16 protein-coding genes and 1 pseudogene are annotated in these 17522 nt (G+C 52.4%); 9 read left to right on the top strand and 8 right to left on the bottom strand.

Annotated elements, in window-relative coordinates; translation table 11 throughout:
- Window positions 1-19: 19 nt before the first annotated feature.
- From FDW96_RS12100 to yigI, 4 genes and pseudogenes are all read right to left on the bottom strand, one after another.
- Window positions 20-400: a DUF2628 domain-containing protein gene (locus FDW96_RS12100; RefSeq protein WP_000356594.1), complete on the bottom strand. Its 381-nt coding sequence runs from the start codon at window positions 398-400 to the stop codon at window positions 20-22.
- Window positions 401-415: 15 nt separating this feature from the next.
- A pseudogene (locus tag FDW96_RS12095) lies at window positions 416-875 on the bottom strand (hypothetical protein).
- Window positions 876-909: 34 nt separating this feature from the next.
- Window positions 910-1794: an EamA family transporter RarD gene (gene rarD / locus FDW96_RS12090; RefSeq protein WP_137365752.1), complete on the bottom strand. Its 885-nt coding sequence runs from the start codon at window positions 1792-1794 to the stop codon at window positions 910-912.
- A gap of 51 nt (window positions 1795-1845) precedes the next feature.
- Window positions 1846-2313 carry an acyl-CoA thioesterase YigI gene (gene yigI, locus FDW96_RS12085; protein ID WP_003017917.1) on the bottom strand — a complete coding sequence of 156 codons (468 nt, stop codon included), beginning with the start codon at window positions 2311-2313 and terminating at the stop codon, window positions 1846-1848.
- A 289-nt stretch (window positions 2314-2602) separates the two neighbouring features.
- Here yigI and pldA point away from each other — a divergent pair, with 289 nt between their 5' ends.
- From pldA to rhtC, 3 genes are all read left to right on the top strand, one after another.
- A complete protein-coding gene (gene pldA / locus FDW96_RS12080) occupies window positions 2603-3472 on the top strand; it encodes a phospholipase A (protein WP_042314001.1) in 870 nt (289 codons plus the stop codon).
- A gap of 88 nt (window positions 3473-3560) precedes the next feature.
- Window positions 3561-5390, top strand: a complete 1830-nt coding sequence (gene recQ / locus FDW96_RS12075; protein ID WP_042314000.1) for an ATP-dependent DNA helicase RecQ — start codon at window positions 3561-3563, stop codon at window positions 5388-5390.
- 63 nt (window positions 5391-5453) lie between these two features.
- Entirely contained in the window at window positions 5454-6074 is a 621-nt protein-coding gene (gene rhtC, locus FDW96_RS12070; RefSeq protein ID WP_061381047.1) for a threonine export protein RhtC, read from the top strand.
- Between the two features lie 38 nt (window positions 6075-6112).
- Here rhtC and FDW96_RS12065 read toward each other — a convergent pair whose 3' ends face one another.
- Window positions 6113-6997: an Rpn family recombination-promoting nuclease/putative transposase gene (locus FDW96_RS12065; protein ID WP_061381046.1), complete on the bottom strand. Its 885-nt coding sequence runs from the start codon at window positions 6995-6997 to the stop codon at window positions 6113-6115.
- A 162-nt stretch (window positions 6998-7159) separates the two neighbouring features.
- Window positions 7160-7780 carry a homoserine/homoserine lactone efflux protein gene (rhtB, locus tag FDW96_RS12060; protein WP_042313996.1) on the bottom strand — a complete coding sequence of 207 codons (621 nt, stop codon included), beginning with the start codon at window positions 7778-7780 and terminating at the stop codon, window positions 7160-7162.
- Window positions 7781-7890: 110 nt separating this feature from the next.
- Between rhtB and pldB the strand changes: the two genes are divergently transcribed.
- The 3 genes from pldB (at window position 7891) to FDW96_RS12045 (ending at window position 10703) form a co-directional block, all read left to right on the top strand.
- The gene (pldB, locus tag FDW96_RS12055; protein ID WP_137348865.1) at window positions 7891-8907 is read left to right on the top strand and encodes a lysophospholipase L2; all 1017 of its coding nucleotides are present in this window, start codon (window positions 7891-7893) and stop codon (window positions 8905-8907) included.
- 15 nt (window positions 8908-8922) lie between these two features.
- The gene (yigL, locus tag FDW96_RS12050; RefSeq protein ID WP_042313992.1) at window positions 8923-9723 is read left to right on the top strand and encodes a sugar/pyridoxal phosphate phosphatase YigL; all 801 of its coding nucleotides are present in this window, start codon (window positions 8923-8925) and stop codon (window positions 9721-9723) included.
- A gap of 80 nt (window positions 9724-9803) precedes the next feature.
- Window positions 9804-10703: a carboxylate/amino acid/amine transporter gene (locus FDW96_RS12045; RefSeq protein ID WP_042313989.1), complete on the top strand. Its 900-nt coding sequence runs from the start codon at window positions 9804-9806 to the stop codon at window positions 10701-10703.
- On the opposite strand, the gene metR is transcribed toward FDW96_RS12045, so the two are convergent.
- Entirely contained in the window at window positions 10591-11544 is a 954-nt protein-coding gene (gene metR / locus FDW96_RS12040) for an HTH-type transcriptional regulator MetR (protein WP_038634477.1), read from the bottom strand. The genes FDW96_RS12045 and metR overlap by 113 nt on opposite strands.
- Window positions 11545-11792: 248 nt before the next feature.
- On the opposite strand from metR, the gene metE reads away from it, so the two are divergent.
- A complete protein-coding gene (gene metE / locus FDW96_RS12035) occupies window positions 11793-14054 on the top strand; it encodes a 5-methyltetrahydropteroyltriglutamate--homocysteine S-methyltransferase (protein ID WP_137365751.1) in 2262 nt (753 codons plus the stop codon).
- 54 nt (window positions 14055-14108) lie between these two features.
- Here metE and FDW96_RS12030 read toward each other — a convergent pair whose 3' ends face one another.
- Window positions 14109-14915 (bottom strand): dienelactone hydrolase family protein, encoded by an 807-nt coding sequence (locus FDW96_RS12030; protein WP_061381042.1) that lies wholly within the window; start codon window positions 14913-14915, stop codon window positions 14109-14111.
- Window positions 14916-15180: 265 nt separating this feature from the next.
- On the opposite strand from FDW96_RS12030, the gene udp reads away from it, so the two are divergent.
- Together udp and rmuC are read left to right on the top strand one after the other, a co-directional pair.
- Window positions 15181-15942, top strand: coding sequence for a uridine phosphorylase (gene udp, locus FDW96_RS12025; protein WP_003828923.1), 762 nt, complete (start codon window positions 15181-15183; stop codon window positions 15940-15942).
- A 140-nt stretch (window positions 15943-16082) separates the two neighbouring features.
- A complete protein-coding gene (gene rmuC / locus FDW96_RS12020; protein WP_137365750.1) occupies window positions 16083-17513 on the top strand; it encodes a DNA recombination protein RmuC in 1431 nt (476 codons plus the stop codon).
- The last annotated feature ends 9 nt before the right edge of the window (window positions 17514-17522 follow it).

The following is a 17522-nucleotide window of genomic DNA, read 5'->3' as shown; positions in this document are numbered from 1 at the left end:
GCTGAACCACCCTGAAAAGTTACAGGCTCCAGGTATTGATACCTTTAACCTCTTTTTCATAGAACCACTTATTTGTATTGACGCCGACATAAGCTGCGACAACAAGTCCAAGTATGTTAACGCCGATTAATGCTCCAATAAATATTGCAACGATCCCTAATAAAATAACTATAATTGCTTTTTTCCACAGACCCAGTACAAACAAATAAATCCATGAGAAGAAAAAGGCAATAAAGTTTATTTGAATAGTCAACCGTTGTCGGGGCTTTAATGCTTTAAATGCCTGTTTATATTCTGGGCTTACTTTCCAAAATCCAGGGAAACCATGTTGATCGTAAAATGAAAAACGGTATTTCCATTTTTCAGATAACGAACCATCATTAATATAATCCTTGTCCATGTAAACTCCATTAAATTACTTGTTGAGTGAATTCGAATCCGGGGGAGCCAGAAGTAGCAGAGAAAAGGTTGCAAAATACCAGATTAGAAAAAGAGGCATACCAAAGCCATCGCAAGCGAAATCTTCAGCAACCATTATCACGAAGGAGGCAATATAGATTACAAGCGTACCCCATACATAGAATTTTATATATTCAAAGCCACTGTCTCTGAATCGCTGACAGTTTAAATTAATGACGAGATAATGTAGTAAAATTGTGAATAAAATTGCCAGTATCACAAAGCTTAAATATAATAAAACCCCAACCAAAATGGAAAATATTATATTTATTAGCGCGAATGATAATAAATAACGACATCTGGAAACACATCTCTCAGATGAAGGAATAAAAACACTTAACATTAATTTCACATCCATATGTTGGGTTACGTCGTTAGCATGACAATATGCTACCCCCCCTTACAAGGGGAGGCATATTTTTTCAGATTATATTTAGAATAATAGTCGCGTTATTTTTTACGCTGCGTATAAATCGCATCCATCACGAAAATCGCCAGCGCGACCCAGATAAACGCAAATGTCACCATCTTATCCGCGCCCGGCACTTCGCCATAAAACGTCACCGCCAGTAAAAACATCAGCGTTGGGCCGATATACTGGAAAAAGCCCAGTGTAGAAAGACGCAGACGCGTAGCCGCTCCGGTGAAGCACAGCAGCGGAATCGTAGTGACCACACCCGCCGCCATTAACAGCAAGTTCAACGATAGTGCGTTTTGCCCCATATGGCTGGTAGGGCTATCGGCGATGCCAAACAGATAAATCGCGGCGACCGGCAACAGCCATAGCGTTTCAACCAGCATACCCGTCTGCGCTTCAACGGCGATCTTCTTACGCACCAGGCCGTAAAACGCAAAACTAAACGCCAGTCCCAGCGCGATTATCGGCAACGAGCCGAAGGTCCACAGCTGTACCAGTACGCCGCAGGCGGCTAACAGTACCGCCAGCCACTGCATGCGACGAAAGCGCTCGCCGAGGAAAAGCATCCCCAGCACGATATTCACCAGCGGGTTAATAAAATAGCCGAGACTGGCTTCCAGCATATGGTGATTATTGACCGCCCAAATGAACAGCAGCCAGTTTCCGCCAATGAGCACCGCAGAGAGCGCCAGCAGGAAGATCTTCTTTGGCGTTTGTAGCAGCGTTTTAACACCCGACCACTGGCGGCTGATGCTCATCAGCACCACCATAAAGAAAAATGACCAGATGACGCGGTGCGTCAGGATCTCATCTGCCGGGACATAGTAAATCAGCTTGAAGTAGGCGGGAGCGATACCCCAAATAAAATAGGCAGCCAGAGCGAGTAACACGCCCTGCCGCGTTTGTTTAGCATCCATCGGGAAAACTCATTGCAGAAATGTAACAGCAGTTTACCTTTTTTTAAGCGCTTACCCCACCATATAAGTGGCGGTTGCGCTGGCGATATAGAGCTGTTCTTCGTTATGCAGTTCCACGCGCGCAACGGCTACTTTATTACCCGCCCGCAGCAGGCTGCTGGTAGCGGTAAAGCGATTCCCTCTCCCCGGGCGCAGGTAATCAACGCGTAAATCGATGGTGCCCATACGTGACATGCGCTGACGCAGTTCGTCCTCACTGATCGTTTCGTGACGGGTCAACGTGCTGCCTACACACACCAGTCCGGCGGCGACGTCGAGTGCTGAGGCGATCACCCCGCCATGCAGAATGCTTTGCGCCCAGTTCCCGACCATCATCGGTTGATTATTAAACGCTAATTGCGCAAATTCTTTTTCATAGCGTTCCAGTTCCAGCCCCAGCGCACGGTTAAACGGCATATGATAAACAAACATTTCACCCACTAACTTCAGGGCTTCTTCAGCGGTCAGTACAGCAGACATACGATCTTAATACCTTATCGGTTAATGAAATGTTGATATTATGCTTATTATTTGTTGTTTTCTACTTTAGGACGGGATGACTAACGAGGAAATCGCTAAGTATGTATACCCGTCATACTTCAAGTTGCATGTGCGTTGGCAGCGTCTGCTCACCCCAGTCACTTACTTTAGTAAGCTCCTGGGGTTTACAGACTTGCCGCCTTCCTGCAATTTGAATTATTTAGGGTATAGAATGCTTGTCAGAAAATTATACAATTCATCAATATTTTGGTTCAGGAGAACATTACCGATGCGGGCGATTCTGGGATGGTTACTACCAGCAGTCATGCTGCCGTTGACCGCGTATGCGCAGGAAGCGACAGTAAAAGAGATTCATGATGCACCAGCAGTTCGGGGTAGTATTATCGCTAATATGCTGCAAGAGCATGACAACCCTTTCACGCTTTACCCTTATGACACCAACTACCTTATCTACACCAATACCAGCGACATGAACAAAGAGGCGATCAGCAGCTATAGCTGGTCGGACAATGCGCGCAAAGATGAGGTGAAGTTTCAGCTAAGCCTGGCATTTCCACTTTGGCGCGGAATATTTGGTCCGAACTCGGTGCTCGGCGGCTCCTATACGCAGAAATCCTGGTGGCAGCTTTCTAACAGTGAAGAATCTTCACCGTTTCGCGAAACCAACTACGAGCCGCAGTTGTTCCTTGGTTTCGCCACCGACTATCGCTTTGCCGGGTGGACGCTACGTGATGTCGAAATGGGTTACAACCATGATTCCAACGGGCGCTCCGACCCCACTTCACGTAGCTGGAACCGCCTGTATACCCGCCTGATGGCAGAAAACGGCAACTGGCTGGTGGAAGTAAAGCCGTGGTACGTCATTGGCAGTACCGATGATAACCCCGACATCACCAAATACATGGGCTATTATCAGCTGAAAATGGGGTATCACCTGGGCGACGCCGTTATCAGCGTGAAAGGGCAGTACAACTGGAACACCGGCTACGGCGGCGCAGAGTTAGGGGCAAGCTATCCTATTACGAAGCATGTTCGTCTCTACACCCAGGTCTACAGTGGTTACGGCGAATCGCTGATTGACTACAACTTCAATCAAACCCGTGTTGGCGTCGGCGTAATGCTTAACGATATCTTCTAACGGATATTGAGAGTATTTTAATCATTGCAGTTTCTCTCTCAGGCGCTGAAAATAGCGCCTGTTTTTATTTCAGGTTAATGGGGTTAATGTGGCGCAGGCGGAAGTGTTGAATCTGGAAATGGGCGCTAAACAGGTTTTACAGGAAACCTTTGGCTACCAACAGTTTCGCCCAGGCCAGGAAGAAATCATCGACACCGTGCTCTCTGGTCGCGACTGTCTGGTCGTTATGCCCACCGGTGGCGGCAAATCCCTGTGCTATCAAATTCCCGCATTATTACTCAACGGACTCACCGTTGTTGTTTCGCCGCTGATTTCCCTGATGAAAGACCAGGTCGATCAACTGCTGGCCAACGGCGTGGCGGCGGCGTGCCTGAACTCCACCCAAAGTCGTGAACAGCAGCTTGAGGTGATGGCCGGCTGTCGCAGCGGGCAGGTTCGCTTGCTTTATATTGCCCCTGAGCGCCTGATGCTGGATAACTTCCTTGAGCATCTTGGACACTGGAATCCGGTGCTGCTGGCAGTTGATGAAGCGCACTGTATTTCGCAGTGGGGACATGACTTCCGCCCGGAATACGCTGCGCTGGGCCAGTTGCGTCAGCGTTTCCCAACCCTGCCGTTTGTGGCACTGACCGCGACCGCGGATGAAACCACCCGGCTGGACATTGTGCGTCTGCTGGGCCTCAACGATCCGTTAATTCAGATCAGCAGCTTTGACCGCCCGAATATTCGCTACATGCTGATGGAGAAATTTAAGCCGCTCGATCAGCTGATGCGCTATGTGCAGGAACAGCGTGGTAAGTCCGGCATTATTTACTGTAACAGCCGCGCCAAAGTCGAAGACACCGCTGCGCGCCTGCAAAGTCGTGGCATCAGCGCGGGAGCCTATCATGCCGGGCTGGAAAACAGCGTGCGCGCCGAGGTGCAGGAAAAATTCCAGCGCGATGACCTGCAAATTGTGGTGGCGACCGTGGCGTTCGGCATGGGGATCAACAAACCCAACGTGCGCTTCGTGGTGCATTTTGATATCCCGCGTAACATTGAGTCCTACTATCAGGAAACCGGCCGTGCCGGACGTGACGGCCTGCCGGCGGAAGCGATGCTGTTTTACGATCCGGCTGATATGGCGTGGCTCCGCCGTTGCCTCGAAGAGAAACCTGCCGGACAGCTGCTGGATATCGAACGTCATAAGCTCAATGCGATGGGGGCGTTTGCCGAGGCGCAAACCTGTCGTCGTCTGGTTCTGCTGAATTATTTTGGCGAAGGGCGTCAGGAGCCGTGTGGTAACTGCGATATCTGTCTCGACCCGCCAAAACAGTACGACGGGTTAATGGATGCGCGCAAAGCGCTGTCGACGATCTACCGCGTTAACCAACGCTTTGGTATGGGTTACGTCGTGGAAGTTCTACGCGGGGCGAATAACCAGCGCATTCGTGAGCTGGCCCATGACAAACTGCCGGTCTATGGTATTGGCCGTGAGCAAAGCCACGAGCATTGGGTAAGTGTGATTCGTCAACTGATTCATTTGGGCCTGGTAACACAGAATATTGCCCAACACTCCGCGTTACAGCTCACTGAAGCTGCGCGTCCGGTGCTGCGCGGCGAAGTCCCGTTGCAGCTTGCGGTACCGCGAATCGTGGCGCTGAAACCGCGCGCTATGCAGAAATCCTTCGGCGGCAATTACGATCGCAAACTGTTTGCCAAATTGCGTAAGCTGCGTAAAGCGATTGCCGATGAAGAGAATATCCCGCCGTATGTCGTCTTTAACGATGCCACGTTGATTGAAATGGCCGAGCAGATGCCGGTTTCGCCGAGCGAAATGCTGAGCGTCAACGGCGTGGGAATGCGTAAACTTGAGCGTTTTGGCAAAGAGTTTATGGCACTTATTCGCGCGCACGTTGATGGTGACGACGAAGAGTAGTCAGCGAGGCAAAAAAGTGCCAGGATGGTGACTCACTGAACTATTCCCCCGCGAGTCATTTTTATGTTAACGCTATTTTTCACCGTTGCGTTGGTGCATATCGTTGCGCTGATGAGTCCCGGTCCCGATTTTTTCTTTGTTTCTCAAACGGCCGTTAGCCGTTCACGCAAAGAAGCCATGATGGGCGTGCTGGGTATTACCTGTGGCGTCATGGTCTGGGCTGGCGTGGCGCTGCTTGGCCTGCATCTGATTATCGAAAAAATGGCCTGGTTGCATACCATTATCATGGTGGGCGGCGGTCTGTATCTGTGCTGGATGGGTTACCAGATGCTGCGCGGCGCCTTTAAAAAACAGGACGTAGCGGCCCCTACCCCACAGGTTGAGCTGGCACAGAGCGGACGCAGCTTTTTAAAAGGTCTGTTGACCAACCTCGCCAACCCGAAAGCCATTATCTATTTTGGCTCCGTGTTTTCATTGTTTGTTGGCGATAGCGTAGGAACAGGCGCGCGATGGGGCATTTTCGCGCTGATCATCGTGGAAACTCTGGCGTGGTTCACCGTGGTCGCCAGCCTGTTTGCACTTCCGAAGATGCGTCGCGGCTATCAGCGTCTGGCGAAGTGGATTGATGGCTTTGCCGGCGCGCTGTTCGCGGGCTTCGGTATCCACCTGATTATTTCGCGTTAAGTTTGTTACCCGCCTGGGCGTCCCAGGCGGAATGCGGTTTATTGCGCAAGCTTCTGTAACTCGTCCTTTGAAAGGCCGGTCATTTCCATAATTGCGTCGGTATCAAGACCCCGTTTGAGCATTGCTTTTGCTACATCAGTAAGGGCAAGGCGCCTCCCTTCTTCACGGCCTATCTGTTTTAGTTGATCCGCCATTGTCATCAGTTTGTCTCCATGCTGCGGCACACGCTGTGCCAGCTTATACAATAATGTTTGAACATCTTGTGTATTCCCTGCTTGCACCATGTAGTTTACCAGCACGGTTAATTGTTGTCCGCTCATCTTATTCAGCATAAACAGGCGGGTAAGTTTATCCAGCAACTGCGCCATGTCGCGCTGGCGAATATGTTTTTGTACCAACGTCAGCGCCGCCATACTGCGATGCTGCATAATCTCATCATCCGGAATAACCGTTACATCCACCAGCGGAAACGGCGTGCTGTATAGCTGAAGGGCGGTTCCTGAATCCTCAAAGTGATCCAGCCAGTTCATTGATCCTTGCCATGGGCTTTGCTTACCATGGTAAAAGAGCACAGGAATAACCAGCGGTAACGTGTCGTTTCCCGCCTCAAGATGACGTTGCATCGCTGCGATAGCGTAGCGCATCAGGCGAAATGACATATGCTTGTCCGGTGAGCTTTGATGCTCAATGAGCACATGTACATAGCCATGCCCGCTGGTGGTTTCCAGCGAGTAGAGAATATCGCTGAAATAGGGGCGCAGATCATCCTCCACGAAGCTGCCTGATTCCAGACGGAGCGTTTCCAGTTTGCAGATTTTGATTAACGAGGGAGGAAGATGAAGTTCGATAAAGTCCCGAGCGGTTTCCACGCGGGAGAGGAAGGTCTTAAATACTGCGTCATGTGGTGTCGTTGCTTCCGCCATCGTTCATCATCCGTGAGAAGTGAATATGGCGGCATTCTGGCATTAGCAATCAACGTCTAACAGTGCAGAATAAAAGGCTTTTCTACCTTTGCGGCGAAGTACGAGAACTCACGTCCAAACGCTCTTGCTGTTAGCATTTTATTGCGAGCGTCGTTCCATTTGCTAGGCATGCCTTGCCGACGCCAGCAGGGCGCCTATCAGCATAAACAGTGAACCAAACACTTTGTTCAGCGCCTTCATTTGCTTTGGTCCTTTAATCCAGCCTGCAATGCGCGTAGCCAGCGTCGCGTAACCGATCATCACAATGATATCGACCACAATAGTCGTGACGCCAAGCACCACATACTGCATCACCTGCGGTTCCTGTGGCAGGATAAACTGCGGGAACAGGGCGGCAAGAAAAACAATGCTCTTGGGGTTGGTCAGATTTACAAAGACCGCGCGTTTGAACAGTCGGCTGCGCGATTGCGTATTCGCCATGGTGTTCAGATCGATAGCGCCCGCCGCGCGCCATTGTTGGATCCCCAGCCAAATCAGGTACGCCGCACCCGCCCACTTCAGCACTTCAAACGCGATCGCTGAACGTGAAAATAGCGTTCCCAGCCCTACGCCAACCAAAACGATATGAATGCCCAGCCCGGTCTGTAGACCCGCAATCGATGCGCTGGCACCGCGATAACCGTGGCTGATGGCGGTGGTCATGGTGTTGATTGCGCCAGAGCCTGGAGACAAGCTCAAAATAATAGAGGTCAACAGGTAGGCGAACCACCATTCAAAGGTCATGAGAAACTCCCGGATTGTCTATTTTTATGCCACAATACGCTACTGTCGGTACGTTGTATCAGACATGGCAAAAAAAACGATTTTACTTGGTCAACGAGGCTGGATACCCGATGTTTCAGCAGCAAAAAGACTGGGAAACAAGAGAAAACGCGTTTGCTGCTTTTTCCATGGGACCACTGACAGACTTCTGGCGTCAGCGGGAAGAGGCGGAATTTACGGGCGTAGATAATGTTCCCGTACGCTTTGTTCGTTTTCACGCAGAGAAAAACGATCGTGTCATCGTCGTCTGTCCTGGACGCATTGAAAGCTATGTGAAATACGCTGAACTGGCGTATGACCTGTTTCATTCTGGTTTTGACGTTCTCATTATCGATCACCGTGGCCAGGGGCGTTCCGGGCGTATGCTTTCGGACCCGCATCGCGGTCATGTGGATAACTTTAATGACTATGTCGACGATTTAACCGCTTTCTGGCAGCAGGAAGTGTTACCCGGTCCGTGGAGAAAACGCTATATACTGGCGCATTCTATGGGCGGGGCGATTGCCACGTTGTTCCTGCAGCGTCATCCGAATCAGTGTGATGCCATTGCGCTTTGCGCGCCGATGTTTGGTATTGTGATGCGCTTTCCCGACTGGATGGTGCGTCAAATTCTGGACTGGGCTGAAGGGCATCCACGGATCCGCGAGGGCTATGCCATGGGGACCGGGCGCTGGCGGGCGCTGCCATTCGGGATGAATGCGGTAACCCACAGTCGACAGCGCTATCGGCGCAATCTACGCTTCTATGCCGATGAACCTCGGCTGCGCGTGGGCGGTCCCACCTACCACTGGGTACGTGAAGGTATTCTGGCGGGTGAACAGGTTCTGGCCGGGGCGGGGGATGACGCGACGCCAACATTACTGATTCAGGCTGAAGAAGAGCGTTTGGTGGATAACCGTATGCACGATCGCTTTTGTGAACTCCGCGCCGCAGCGGGCCATCCTGTAGAGGGAGGTCAGCCGCTTGTCATTAAAGGCGCGTACCATGAGATCCTTTTTGAAAAGGACGCAATGCGCTCAGTCGCGCTTAACGCTATTGTCGAATTTTTCGACAAGCATAACTCATCCAGCGGAACCCGCTTTGCCTAGAGGTTTAATTTTCTTATGTATCAGGTTGTTGCGTCTGATTTAGACGGTACGCTGCTTTCCCCCGACCATACGTTGTCCCCTTATGCCAAAGAGACACTGAAATTATTGACCGCACGTGGCGTTAACTTCGTGTTTGCGACTGGCCGTCATCATGTTGATGTGGGGCAAATTCGCGATAACCTCGGCATTAAAACCTACATGATCACATCCAACGGTGCGCGTGTGCACGATTCTGCCGGGAATCTGGTGTTTACCCATAACCTGGATCGCGACATTGCCAGCGACCTGTTTGGTGTGGTGAATGCAAACCCGGACATCGTGACCAACGTTTATCGTGATGATGAATGGTTTATGAATCGTCATCGTCCGGACGAAATGCGCTTCTTTAAAGAAGCGGTATTTAACTATTCTCTGTTTGAACCTGCGCTACTGGAGCCTGAAGGCGTCAGCAAAGTGTTTTTTACCACCGATTCTCATGAAAGGCTGCTGCCGCTGGAGCAGGCGATTAACGCTCGCTGGGGCGATCGCGTCAACGTCAGCTTCTCTACGCTTACCTGTCTGGAAGTGATGGCTGGTGGCGTGTCGAAAGGTCATGCGCTGGAAGCGGTGGCGAAAGCGATGGGCTACAACCTGAAGGACTGTATCGCTTTCGGTGACGGGATGAACGATGCGGAAATGCTCTCCATGGCTGGCAAAGGCTGCATCATGGGCAACGCGCACCAGCGCCTGAAAGATCTTCATCCGGAACTGGACGTGATTGGACTCAACGCCGATGATGCCGTGCCGCACTATTTGCGTAAGCTCTTTTTGCAGTAACGCCATCGTTCGTTAGTTGACCAGTTGTCAACTAAAAACTTCGCTACAATGGGTGTACCTTTTGTTAAGAGACATCCATTGTGGCGTTACTCATCATTACCACAATTCTGTGGGCCTTTTCCTTTAGCCTGTTTGGCGAGTACCTTGCCGGTCATGTCGATAGCTATTTTGCGGTGCTGGTGCGCGTTGGGTTGGCGGCGCTGGTGTTCCTACCATTTTTACGTACCCGTGGGCACAGCGTAAAAACGATCGCGCTGTATATGCTGGTAGGGGCCATGCAGCTTGGCATTATGTATATGCTGAGTTTTCACGCCTATCTGTACCTGACGGTTTCAGAGCTGCTGCTCTTTACCGTACTAACGCCGCTCTACATTACGCTAATTTATGACCTGATGAGTGGACGTCGTCTGCGCTGGAGCTACGCCTTCAGTGCATTGCTGGCGGTGATCGGTGCGGGGATCATTCGTTACGACCAGGTGACCAGCCACTTCTGGACCGGCCTGCTGTTGGTACAGCTATCCAATATCAGCTTTGCCATTGGTATGGTGGGCTACAAGCGTCTAATGGAAACACGGCCAATGCCGCAGCACAACGCTTTTGCCTGGTTTTACATGGGGGCATTTATGGTGGCGATAGTGGCCTGGTTCATGCTGGGTAATGCGCAGAAAATACCTGCAACCACGCTACAGTGGGGCATCCTGGTGTTTCTTGGCGTGGCGGCGTCCGGCATTGGTTACTTTATGTGGAACTACGGCGCGACTCAGGTGGATGCGGGTACGCTGGGCATCATGAACAATATGCATGTGCCGGCCGGGCTGTTGGTTAACCTGGCTATCTGGCATCAACAGCCTCACTGGCCGAGCTTCATCATTGGTGCGGCTGTGATAGTGGCCTCACTGTGGGTACATCGAAAGTGGGTCGTTCCGCACTCCGTACAAACGGCAGGTGATCGCAGGCGTGATTCCGCGCTGAGCGAATAAACGCTTCCGTGACCGGTTGTCGCTGCTCGCCATCGCGCACGGCGGCGTACAGTCGGCTCCACAATCCATCACCCAGGGTTTTGGTTACCACCAGGCCCTGGCGCTCAAAACTCTCCACTACCCAGTGTGGTAAAGCCGCGATACCCATTTTAGCTGCAACCATCTGAATCAGCAGCAAGGTGTTATCCACACTCTTCAGCGACGGGCTAACGCCCGCAGGTTGCAGGAAATGCCGCCAGACATCCAGCCGACTCCGTTGTACCGGATAAATAAGCAGCGTCTCGCTGGCTAAATCCTCCGGGGTGATTTGGGTTTTGCTGGCCAGCGGATGGTCCGGCGCCAGGACCAGGCGTACTTCAAAATCAAACATCGGCGAGTAGTGCAATCCGCTGCGCGGCAGAATGTCGGAGGTCAGCACCAGATCCAATTCATCCTGCTGTAGCGCAGGTTGCGGATCGAACGTCACGCCGGATTTAAAGTCCATTTCCACCTGCGGCCAGTTGGCACGAAAATTCTCCAGCGCGGGCGTCAGCCATTGGATACAGCTGTGGCATTCAATCGCGATGCGTAGCCGGGTTTGCTGCGGTTCGTTGCAGGCCTGTAGCGCGCGACCGATTTGCGGCAACACCTGGTTTGCCAGCTGCAGCAAAATTTCGCCCTGCGGCGTAAAGCGCAGAGGCTGACTTTTACGGATAAAAAGACGAAAGCCGAGGCGTTGCTCCAGATCGCTGAACTGGTGAGAAAGGGCGGATTGGGTCTGATGCAACGTCGCCGCTGCGGCTGCCAGCGAACCACTATTCCGCAACGCCTGGAGCGTTTTCAGGTGTTTAATCTCGATCATGAAAGTCCTTCACTTCGGCATGAACAAATTGCGCTTGAGGAATATACAGTAACCGCCAATTATGGATGTGTAAACATCTGGACGTCCAAAACTTGTCGTATTTCGGCTTGCAGATGCGTTGGCTTCCTCGCTTACCCCAGTCACTTACTTCAGTAAGCTCCTGGGGATGCGCTGTGTCGCCGCCTTCCTGCAAACCGAACTATTTAGAGTTTTTGCTTCAGATTCAATAAAATAAGAGAGGAAGAAAAATGACAATATTGAATCACACCCTCGGTTTCCCTCGCGTTGGCCTGCGTCGCGAGTTGAAGAAAGCGCAAGAAAGCTACTGGGCGGGAAATTCTTCCCGTGAAGAATTGCTGGCCGTTGGCCGCGAGCTGCGCGCCCGCCACTGGGATCAGCAGAAGCAGGCGGGCATTGACCTGCTGCCGGTGGGCGATTTTGCCTGGTACGATCACGTGCTAACCACCAGCCTGCTGCTCGGCAACGTTCCGGCGCGTCATCAAAATAAAGACGGCTCGGTTGATATCGATACTTTATTCCGCATTGGCCGTGGCCGCGCCCCGACGGGTGAGCCCGCGGCGGCGGCAGAAATGACCAAATGGTTTAATACCAACTATCACTACATGGTGCCGGAATTCACCAAAGGTCAGCAGTTCAAACTGACCTGGACCCAACTGCTGGATGAAGTGGACGAAGCGCTGGCGCTCGGCCACAAGGTGAAGCCTGTGCTGCTTGGGCCGGTAACTTACCTGTGGCTGGGGAAAGTGAAGGGCGAACAGTTTGACCGCCTGACCCTGCTGAATGACATTCTGCCGGTTTACCAGCAGGTGCTGGCTGAGCTGGCGAAACGCGGTATTGAGTGGGTACAGATTGATGAACCCGCGCTGGTACTGGAGCTGCCGCAGGTTTGGCTGAACGCCTTCAAACCCGCGTATGATGCGCTGGCAGGGCAGGTAAAATTACTGCTGACCACTTATTTTGAAGGCGTAACGCCGAACCTGGATACCATTACCGCGCTGCCGGTGCAGGGTCTGCACGTTGATTTCGTTCATGGCAAAGATGACGTTGCCGAGCTGCACCAACGTCTGCCTGCCGACTGGCTGCTGTCAGCCGGTTTGGTAAACGGTCGTAACGTCTGGCGCGCCGATCTCAGTGAAAAATATGCGCAAGTTAAAGACATCGTCGGGAAACGTGACCTGTGGGTGGCTTCTTCCTGCTCTCTGCTGCACAGCCCGATTGATTTGAGCGTGGAAACCCGGCTTGATGCGGAAGTGAAGAGCTGGTTTGCCTTCGCGCTGCAAAAATGCGGCGAGCTGGCGTTGCTGCGCGATGCGTTGAACAGCGGCGATACGGCGGCAATTGTGGAATGGAGCGCACCGATCCAGGCGCGTCGCCACTCTACCCGCGTACATAACGCCGCGGTGGAAAAACGTCTGGCGGCGATCACCGCGCAGGACAGCCAGCGTGCCAACGCTTACCCGGTTCGCGCTGAAGCACAGCGTGCCCGTTTTAATCTGCCGGCATGGCCGACCACGACTATCGGATCATTCCCGCAAACCACCGAAATTCGCGGTCTGCGTCTGGACTTCAAAAAAGGCAATCTTGATGCTGCCCACTATCGCACCGGTATTGCGGAGCATATCAAACAGGCGATTGTTGAGCAGGAACGTCTGGGGCTTGACGTGCTGGTACACGGTGAAGCCGAGCGTAATGACATGGTGGAATATTTTGGCGAACACCTGGACGGTTTCGTCTTTACCCAGAACGGTTGGGTGCAGAGCTATGGCTCTCGCTGCGTGAAGCCGCCGGTGGTGATTGGCGACGTCAGCCGCCCGGAAGCGATCACCGTGGAGTGGGCGAAGTACGCGCAGTCGCTGACCGACAAGCCGGTAAAAGGCATGTTGACCGGTCCGGTGACCATTCTCTGCTGGTCGTTCCCGCGTGAAGACGTGACGCGTGAAACCATCGCGAAGCAGATTGCGTTGGCGTTGCGTGACGAAGTGGCGGATCTGGAAGCGGCGGGTATCGGTATTATTCAGATTGACGAACCGGCGCTGCGCGAAGGTCTGCCGCTACGCCGCAGTGATTGGGCTGCGTATCTGGCGTGGGGGGTAGAAGCCTTCCGCATTAACGCGGCAGTGGCGAAGGATGAAACCCAGATCCATACCCACATGTGTTACTGCGAGTTCAATGACATCATGGATTCCATTGCGGCGCTGGACGCGGACGTGATCACCATTGAGACCTCTCGCTCTGATATGGAACTGCTGGAATCGTTTGAAGAGTTCGACTATCCGAACGAAATCGGGCCGGGCGTCTACGACATACACTCGCCGAACGTCCCGAGCGTGGAGTGGATTGAGACTCTGCTGAAGAAGGCCGAGCAGCGTATTCCGGCGGAACGTCTGTGGGTGAACCCGGACTGCGGCTTGAAAACCCGCGGCTGGCCGGAAACCCGTGCCGCGCTGGCTAACATGGTGAAGGCCGCGCAGAACTTGCGTCAGGCGTAAAAACAAAACGGAGGCGTTAGCCTCCGTTTTGATGATCGGTTTGCCTGGCGATACTTACTTCTTCTCGCCGTATTGCGCGAACCACTCCAGCATTCTCTGCCAGCCGTCTTTGGCCGACTCTTCGTGGTAGCTCGGGCGGTAATCGGCATTAAATGCATGCCCGGCATCGGGATAAACCACAATTTCCGCTTTAGCATTGGCGGCGCGTAGCGCCTGACGCATCGTTTCGACGGTATCCTGTGGGATACTGGTGTCCTGACCACCATAAAGTCCCAGGACGGGGGCGTTAAGATCGGTGGCGATATCAACGGGATGTTTCGGCGAGTTGAGGGTCTTATCACCCACCAGTTTGCCATACCACGCTACCGCTGCTTTTAACTGCGGATTGTGTGCGGCATACAGCCAGGTGATGCGTCCACCCCAACAAAAACCAGTGATCATTAATCGATGAGCATCCCCACCGTTGCGGGAGGCCCAACTGGCGACGTGGTCCAGGTCGGCCAGTACCTGAGAGTCAGGCACTTTGGCGACAAGGCCGCTGAGCAGCGTGGGGATATCGGCAAAGTCATTGGGATCGCCTTCGCGGAAGTAGAGCTCTGGTGCAATAGCCAGATATCCTTCCAGGGCCAGACGGCGGCAAACATCACGAATGTGTTCATGAATGCCAAAAATCTCCTGCACGACAATAACCACGGGCAGGGGGCCATCGGTCTGTTTTGGTCGTGCGTGATACGCTGGCATATCATCGCCCTGTGAAGGTATGGACGTTACACCGGCGATAATTGCGTTATCCGGTGTGTGAACCGTGGTAGACGTCGGTGGAGATACAGCAGGTGCAAAGCCAGATTGTCGTGTCGTCATGGTATTCTCCGTACCCTTAAATATTCAGCCAAAAAGCGCATTATTAACTATAGACATATGCAACGTACCACATTGCCTTAAACGGTCTATCTTTTGTGCAAGGAGTCCTTACATCACGCTGTTTATGTGATATCCGTCACTATTTGATGGCAATCGAATGCAATTTATTTACATCATGGTGATGTCTGTCACGAAAATTTGTTTATGCCTTCGGTAAAGTGTGTTTTTGCTTCTTCTGACAAAACCGATTCACAGAGGAGTTTTTATGTCTAAGTCTGATGTTTTTCATCTCGGCCTCACTAAGAACGATTTACAAGGGGCTACGCTTGCTATCGTCCCTGGCGACCCGGAGCGTGTGGAAAAGATCGCCGCGCTGATGGATAAGCCGGTTAAGCTGGCATCCCATCGCGAGTTCACGACCTGGCGTGCTGAGCTGGATGGTAAAGCCGTGATCGTTTGCTCTACCGGTATCGGCGGCCCGTCCACCTCTATTGCCGTAGAAGAACTGGCGCAATTGGGCATTCGTACCTTCCTGCGTATCGGTACGACTGGCGCTATACAGCCGCATATCAATGTGGGTGATGTGCTGGTCACCACTGCGTCTGTCCGTTTGGATGGCGCAAGCCTGCACTTCGCGCCAATGGAATTCCCGGCCGTTGCTGACTTCGAGTGCACCACTGCGCTGGTGGAAGCGGCGAAATCTATCGGTGCGACTACCCACGTGGGTGTCACCGCGTCTTCTGACACCTTCTACCCGGGCCAGGAGCGTTATGACACCTTCTCTGGTCGCGTAGTGAGCCGTTTCAAAGGCTCAATGGAAGAGTGGCAGTCCATGGGCGTCATGAACTACGAAATGGAATCCGCAACGTTGCTGACCATGTGCGCAAGCCAGGGCCTGCGTGCAGGTATGGTTGCTGGCGTTATCGTGAACCGTACTCAGCAAGAGATTCCTAATGCGGAAACGATGAAACAAACGGAAAGCCACGCGGTGAAAATCGTGGTGGAAGCTGCCCGCCGTTTACTGTAATTCTCCCGTCTGTTCAAAAAGGCCGACGCGTTCGGCCTTTTTATTTTGCGTAGTGCCTCGCAGGAAATTCCTTTTAAACTGGACGTTTATACAGCACAATTCTATTTTGTGCGGGTAAGCCGTTGCTGTAAGGGGGCGTTGTGGATATTACAATTATGATGAGTGCCGTGTTGGCATTAGCCGCAGGGCTGCTGGTGGGGTGGCTGGCGACAAAAGCGCGGGCCGATCAGATCCGTGCCGACCTCATCGAAGAGCGACGTGAACTGGATATTGCGTTAAGCGCTGCCCGCCAACAACTCGCACAGGAAGCCCACTGGCGCGACGAGTGCGAACTACTCAATAACGAATTACGCAGCCTGCACAGCATCAATACCTCTCTGGAAGCCGATCTCCGTGAAGTCACTACCCGGCTGGAAGCGACGCAGCAGCATGCGGAAGATAAAATCCGCCAGATGATCAACAGCGAACAACGCCTGAGTGAACAGTTTGAAAACCTGGCGAATCGCATTTTTGAGCACAGCAACCGCCGCGTAGATGAGCAAAACCGTCAAAGTCTGAACAGCCTTCTGACACCGCTTCGCGAACAACTGGACGGTTTTCGACGTCAGGTTCAGGATAGCTTCGGTAAAGAGGCGCAAGAGCGCCATACCCTGGCGCACGAAATTCGTAATCTCCAGCAACTTAACGCGCAGATGGCGCAGGAAGCGGTAAACCTGACGCGGGCCTTAAAAGGCGATAATAAAACGCAGGGTAACTGGGGTGAGGTGGTACTGACGCGGGTACTTGAAGCCTCCGGTCTGCGTGAAGGTTATGAATACGAAACCCAGGTTAGCATTGAAAACGATGCCCGTTCGCGAATGCAACCCGATGTCATTGTCCGGCTACCGCAGGGTAAAGATGTGGTAATCGACGCAAAAATGACGTTGGTTGCCTATGAGCGCTATTTTAACGCGGAAGATGAATATACCCGCGAGACTGCGTTGCAGGAACATATCGCCTCGGTGCGAAACCATATTCGTCTGTTGGGCCGTAAAGATTATCAACAGCTTCCCGGGCTGCGTTCGCTTGACTATGTGCTGATGTTTATTCCCGTCGAGCCCGCTTTTTTGCTGGCGCTGGACAGACAACCCGAACTGATAACCGAGGCGCTTAAAAATAATATTATGCTGGTCAGTCCCACCACGTTGTTAGTGGCATTGCGCACGATCGCCAACCTGTGGCGCTACGAGCATCAGAGCCGTAATGCGCAACAAATTGCCGATCGAGCCAGCAAACTTTATGACAAGATGCGCTTGTTTGTGGATGATATGTCGGCGATTGGCCAAAGTCTGGATAAAGCCCAGGACAACTACCGACAAGCGATGAAAAAGCTCTCTTCGGGCCGTGGAAACGTCCTGTCACAGGCAGAAGCGTTTCGCAGTTTAGGTGTGGAAATTAAGCGTGAGATAAATCCTGAGCTGGCTGAACAAGCCACTACGCAGGATGAAGAGTACCGGTTGCGCGCGGTCCCTGAGACGCAACAGGATGAGCCTTACCCTGATGATGAAGCAGTAAATCAGCAATCAAACTAGTCCGTTTGG

This window comes from Citrobacter sp. TBCS-15 (assembly GCF_005280815.1).
Taxonomy (GTDB): Bacteria; Pseudomonadota; Gammaproteobacteria; order Enterobacterales; family Enterobacteriaceae; genus Citrobacter; species Citrobacter werkmanii.
The sequence above is the reverse complement of the archived record's forward strand: the minus strand, read 5'-3'. Positions and strand labels throughout refer to the sequence as shown.